This is a genomic window from Mesorhizobium sp. M7A.F.Ca.US.002.01.1.1 (assembly GCF_004022955.1).
Taxonomy (GTDB): Bacteria; Pseudomonadota; Alphaproteobacteria; order Rhizobiales; family Rhizobiaceae; genus Mesorhizobium; species Mesorhizobium ciceri.
On record NZ_RZQE01000420.1, the window covers coordinates 1 to 5254 of the forward strand.

A 5254-nucleotide genomic window follows, 5' to 3' on the forward strand; every position below is an offset into this window, starting at 1 on the left:
GTCCTGGAGAGCAGCGCTGCGCGGAACCCGCCATAGCTTTCGCCGGCGAGGAACAGCGGCGACCCGGTGCGGCCGTTCTGCGCGAGATAGAGCCGGATGAAGGCGCCTATCGAGCCGGCATCCTGGTTGACGCCCCAGAAGTCGCGCGTGTCCTGACCCGGTGCCTCGCGGCTATAGCCGGTTCCCACCGGATCGACGAAGACGAGATCGGTCATGTCGAGCCAGCTGTCCGGATTGTCGATCAGTCTTTGCGGTGACGGCAGGAATTCGCCGTCGGCTCCCGTCGCGATTATCCGTGGACCGAGTGCGCCGATATGCAGATAGGCGGACGCTGCTCCAGGGCCGCCGTTGAACACGAAGGTGATCGGCCGCTGCTGGTCTTTGGCCCCGCTTGCCGGCGGCTCCAGTGTGTAGGCGACGTAGAAGATCTCCGCCGTGACGTCGCCCTTGCCCGATAGCAGCGACAGGGTCGCCGCCTTTGCCTGGTAATCCAGCTTGCGCCCGGCTAGCGTGATCGAATGGTTGGTGGTCTGCGGCGGCGGCAGCAGGGATAGCACGCCGCCCGAGGGCGCCGGCCGCTCCGCCGTTTCAGCCAGGACGGGCTGCGCCAGGACGGCGAGCATCGGCAGGATAAGGCAGATCAGTTTCAATTTGACCGGCATGATGGCTCCGCGACAACGACTCCCGCATAGGTATGGCCGAGAGGGTCGAAGTCAAAGGAAATGGCTGATTTGAACTTGCAACGGCTTGCGCTAGAGCCGGATGATTTCAGGTCGATCGACCTGAAATCTGAATCCGGCTCTAAATCAAACAGATGGAGCATGATGCCGTCCGAAAACCGCTTCACACTTTTCGGCATCATGCCTAGTATGAATTGGAATGCAGTCGAACCTTTCCCTCGATCAGTTTGGGCGCTGGAGCGGCGGTGTCGCCGCTGCGGCCGTTGCCGTGACACCCGAAGAATTGTCGGCTCGCTTCACGGCAGCGGCGAGCGAGTTGCTTGGCTCCGACCGCGCCTATGTCGGCTTTTACCGTCGCGACATCACATCCCTGACCATCGACGATGCCGGTCCCGATCGCTGGAACCGCGACTATGATGCACGACTGTATCGCCAGGATCCCTTCTTCCAGAGGTTCGCCAGCACGAGGCAGGATTTCCTGTTGCCGCTGTCGGCACTCCGCAATGGCGACTTCCAGCGCACTCCCTACTATCGCGAATTCTTCGGCCCTTCCGACAGTTTCGACGAGATCACCGGCGTGTTCAATCTCGACCGGCTGACCGCTGGCTATGTCACTTTTCTCAGGCGAAACGGGGCAGAACCGTTTGGCGAGCAGGATCTGGCGACGGCTTGCGCGGCAAGCAGCGCGACAAGGCTCATTTTGGAAAGATTGCTCCATCTGTGCCGCTTCCGGCACAAGGGCGCCGCAATCGGTGACGCTCGCTCGCGGCTGAGCAGGCGCGAGACCGAGATTGCGCGGCATCTGGTCGATGGTGGCAACGCCAAGACGATTTCGCGATGCCTCGCCATCTCGCCCGGGACCGTCCGCAACCACATCAAGCAGATCTATCGCAAGCTCGGCGTGCACTCCCAGGTCGAGTTGCTGGCGGCCATCCGCGAAGCCGCTTGAGCCTGACGGCTTCCGCCCGGCTCTGTCTTTTTGCTTTGACGCAATTCCCAAGGGAAAGCGCTACGCGCTTTTCCCGGGAAAACCGCTGCGCACTTTTCCTGGAATTGCTCTATTGTCCCGTCACGATGCGCGTCCACATGCGGTTTTGTGATCGCAGCAGCTTTGGGTCGTTGTTGTCCACCACGAACAGCTTGGCCTTCACGGCATCAGGCGGAAAGACGCCGGGATCGCTGGCTATGGCCTTGTCCATCAGCGGCAGGGACTCCGGTATCGCATTGGCGTAGGAGACATAGCTGGAATTGGCCGCGGCGATATCGGGCCGCAGATTGAAGTTGATCCAGGCCTGGGCGTTGTCGGGATGCGGCGCATCTTTCGGTACCGCCATCGTATCGAAGTTGATGAGCGTGCCTTCTCTGGGGATGGAATAGGCGATCTCCAGCTTCTTTACGGATTCCGCCGCACGGGTCCTTGCCTGGAGTATGTCGCCCGACCAGCCCAACACCACACAGATGTCACCGTTGGCGAGGTCGTTGATGTATTTCGACGAATGGAAATAGCGGATGTAGGGCCGCACCTTGACCAGCAGGTCCTCGACCTTGGCGAGGTCGTCGGGACTGGTCGATTTGGGGTTGATGTGAAGGTAGTTCATCGCCATCGGGATGACTTCAGCCGGCGCATCGATGATAGCCACACCGCAATCGGACAGCTTCTTGACCACATCGACGTCGAAGACCATGGCGAAGGAATCTGTCGGCCCGTCCGGCAGCCGCTGCTCCACCGCAGCGACGTTGTAGCCAATGCCGTCGGTGACCGCCATATAGGGCACTGCATGCAGGTTCTGCGGGTCGGCGCCGGCGATCAGCGTGAGGGCTTGCGGATCGATCTTCGAGTGGTTCGCAAGCTTCGATTTGTCGAGTTCCAGGAAAGCCCCTGCTTTGACCTGGTTCTTGAGGAACGGATAGGCCGAAGGGTAGACCACGTCATATCCGGAGCCACCGGTGAGCAGCTTGGTCTCAAGCACCTCGTTGCCGTCATAGACGTCGTAACGAACCTTGATTCCCGTTTCCTTCTCGAATTTCTCGGCCGTGTCCGGCGCGATGTAGTCGGACCAGTTGTAGACGTTGACGATCTTTTCCTCGTCAGCCGAAGCCGCATTTGCGCAGATGCCGCAGGCAAGCAGGGTTGAGAAGATCAGAGCGCGCATGAATGTCCTCCGTTTTCGCTATGTGTTCTCGGCATGCTCCGTCCCTCAACGTCGTTGCGGGGCATAGACCGGCAAGGTGATGCAGGCGACATTGCCGCCGCCCAGCAGGATCTCTCGCGAGTTTTCGATGCCGACTATCCGGTGGTCGGGAAACAGCTCGGCCAGCGTCCGCTTGGCCTTCACATCGAGATCGCAGCCGAACTGCGGCACCACCACGACGCTGTTGCCCGGATAGTAGTTGATGTAGCTCGCCGCGATCCGGTTTCCGGCCGGTCGCGCCCAGGTCGAATCCAGCCGGTCCACGCCGTCGCTTTCTTCCGGCGTCATCTCGATCGGCAAGGGGTGGGGCAGCCGGTGAACTTCCAGCGCGCGGCCCTTCGCATCACGAGCCGAACGCAACACCGCCTCGGCTTCGCGCACGATCTCATATTGTGGGTCGTCCCGATTGTCGGTCCAGCTCAGCACGACCACGCCGGGGCGCACGAAGCAGCAGACGTCGTCGACATGGCCGTCGGTCTCGTCGAAGGCAAAGCCGCGTGGCAGCCAGATGATGGTGTCGACACCGAGATAGTCGCCAAGCTGGCGCTCCACCTCGGCCTTGCCGAGATGAGCGTTGCGATTTCGATTGAGCAGGCATTGCTCCGTCGTGATGAGCGTGCCCTGACCGTCGCACTGCAACCCGCCACCCTCGGCGATCAGAGGTGCGCGGTAGCGATCCATGTTCTCGATTTCGAGCAGTTTTTGCGCCGCAAGGTCATCCAGGTCCCATGGCGAATAGAGGCCGCCGTCAAAACCGCCATAGGCGTTGAAGATCCAATCGACGCCACGCACGTCGCCTTGATCGTTGACGACGAAGTTGGGACCGCTGTCGCGCAGCCAGGAATCATTGGTGGACATCTCCACGACACGCACATGGCCAGGCAATCGCGCTCGGGCATTCTGCCACTGGCGAGCAGAAGCCGCCACCGTCACCGGCTCGCTTTGCGCGATCGCCGCGGCGACATCGGCGAACAGTTTTTGCGCGGGCTTGGCGCCGAGGCGCCAGGTGTCCGGCCGCTCCGGCCAGATCATCCAGCAGCCTGACTTGGGTTCGAATTCGCCGGGCGCGCGAAACCCATCCTGTTTCGGCCTTGTCGAGAGGGTTCGAGGCATCGGGGACCGCCGGGAAATGGAGTGATGACTTGCCCGGATCAGACTTTTTTGGGACCTTGTCCGTCAATGTCCCATTTGGGATATCGGTGTAGGCGGCTGGCACCTGTTGCGGAATGGCATTGCCTTCCCAAGGTGATCGGCGCAAATCTTGACCGGACGGCGCATGCCGGTGACGCAAGCAGTCGACGAAAGGGGAAAGCGGATGGATGCGACCGAACTGAAGGCCATGCAGGCGCCGCTGAAGCAGGCCTATCGTGACGACGCTTCGCAGGCCATGATCACGCTTCGCGCCAAGGGCTCGATCGACGACCAGTCGGTTGCCTGCAAGGTGGAGACGGGCAGGGCGCTCGCCATCGCCGGCCTGCATCCGGCAACAGGCGGCTCAGGCCTTGAGCTCTGCTCGGGCGACATGCTGCTGGAGGCGTTGGTCGCCTGCGCCGGGGTGACGCTGAAGGCGGTGGCGACGGCGCTCGAGTTCAAACTCGGCGCCGCCACGGTGGAGGCTGAAGGCGATCTCGATTTTCGCGGCACGCTCGGTGTCGCCAAGGATGCGCCGGTCGGCTTTCGCGCCATCCGGCTCAATTTCAACCTCGACACCGATGAGCCGCAGGAGCGGATAGACTCGCTGCTGAAGCTGACCGAGCGTTATTGCGTGGTATTCCAGACCATCAGCCAGAAGCCGGAACTGACGGTCAGCGCACGCCGCTGACGCCTACTGTGCTGACGGTTCTTCGGCGTCACCCTCGTCGGTGAAGGGCGAGGCGCTCGGCACGCATTGCACCGACCAGCCGGCCGGTGTCGGCTGCTTCTGATATTCGGTGATGGCGGCGGTGCATTGTTCGCGCTTGTCGAAGGTGCTGGGCAGCACGACCATGCCGCCTTGCGGACCGGCGATTACCAGATACCAGACCAACGCTGCTGCGGTCGTAGCCATGGGGATTTCCTTGTTCTGCCAGTTGGGCGCTTGTTGTGGGAGTCGCGGTGACCCTACCAACCCCAAGGAAATGACGAAGGCATGACCGCCGCACAGCTTCCCGCCGCCAAATCACAGCCGCGTGATGTGACGGCGGGTTTCCCAGCCCGATTTCGAAGCGCAATCGGCTCAGTTGGTGGCAAAACAATAGAACAAGCCATCGCCCCCGGTGCCCTTCAGCGCCTCTTGGCTGCAGCCGCCGCGCGAGGCGTGCGAGGAATTCCAGGATTTGGCGGCTGCCGAATCGTCGAGGCCGGTACGGTCGTGATGGCCCATCATCGCGGCGCCTTCCGCCC

General features: G+C 61.9%; 5 protein-coding genes and 1 pseudogene. 2 read left to right on the top strand and 4 right to left on the bottom strand.

Translation table 11 applies throughout. The features are described from left to right. Positions 1 to 662: pseudogene (locus EN932_RS28380) on the bottom strand (peptidase S10); the annotation flags it as partial. 217 nt (positions 663 to 879) lie between these two features. On the opposite strand from EN932_RS28380, the gene EN932_RS28385 reads away from it, so the two are divergent. Beyond that, positions 880 to 1629: a LuxR family transcriptional regulator gene (locus EN932_RS28385; RefSeq protein WP_013532535.1), complete on the top strand. Its 750-nt coding sequence runs from the start codon at positions 880 to 882 to the stop codon at positions 1627 to 1629. A 109-nt stretch (positions 1630 to 1738) separates the two neighbouring features. Here the strand turns inward: EN932_RS28385 and EN932_RS28390 are convergent, their stop codons facing one another. After that, positions 1739 to 2833 (bottom strand): polyamine ABC transporter substrate-binding protein, encoded by a 1095-nt coding sequence (locus EN932_RS28390; RefSeq protein WP_127384839.1) that lies wholly within the window; start codon positions 2831 to 2833, stop codon positions 1739 to 1741. A 45-nt stretch (positions 2834 to 2878) separates the two neighbouring features. After that, entirely contained in the window at positions 2879 to 3985 is a 1107-nt protein-coding gene (gene aguA / locus EN932_RS28395) for an agmatine deiminase (RefSeq protein WP_127384838.1), read from the bottom strand. Between the two features lie 202 nt (positions 3986 to 4187). Here aguA and EN932_RS28400 point away from each other — a divergent pair, with 202 nt between their 5' ends. Continuing rightward, positions 4188 to 4694: an OsmC family protein gene (locus EN932_RS28400; RefSeq protein WP_027162698.1), complete on the top strand. Its 507-nt coding sequence runs from the start codon at positions 4188 to 4190 to the stop codon at positions 4692 to 4694. Positions 4695 to 4697: 3 nt separating this feature from the next. Here the strand turns inward: EN932_RS28400 and EN932_RS28405 are convergent, their stop codons facing one another. Next, positions 4698 to 4919 carry a hypothetical protein gene (locus tag EN932_RS28405; protein ID WP_013532531.1) on the bottom strand — a complete coding sequence of 74 codons (222 nt, stop codon included), beginning with the start codon at positions 4917 to 4919 and terminating at the stop codon, positions 4698 to 4700. Positions 4920 to 5254 lie beyond the last annotated feature (335 nt).

Bases quoted from the DNA above. Each gene is read 5' to 3' on its own strand.
- EN932_RS28385 (WP_013532535.1), top strand. From the start codon at position 880: ATGCAGTCGAACCTTTCCCTCGATCAGTTTGGGCGCTGGAGCGGCGGT.
- EN932_RS28390 (WP_127384839.1), bottom strand. From the start codon at position 2,833: ATGCGCGCTCTGATCTTCTCAACCCTGCTTGCCTGCGGCATCTGCGCA.
- aguA (WP_127384838.1), bottom strand. From the start codon at position 3,985: ATGCCTCGAACCCTCTCGACAAGGCCGAAACAGGATGGGTTTCGCGCG.
- EN932_RS28400 (WP_027162698.1), top strand. From the start codon at position 4,188: ATGGATGCGACCGAACTGAAGGCCATGCAGGCGCCGCTGAAGCAGGCC.
- EN932_RS28405 (WP_013532531.1), bottom strand. From the start codon at position 4,919: ATGGCTACGACCGCAGCAGCGTTGGTCTGGTATCTGGTAATCGCCGGT.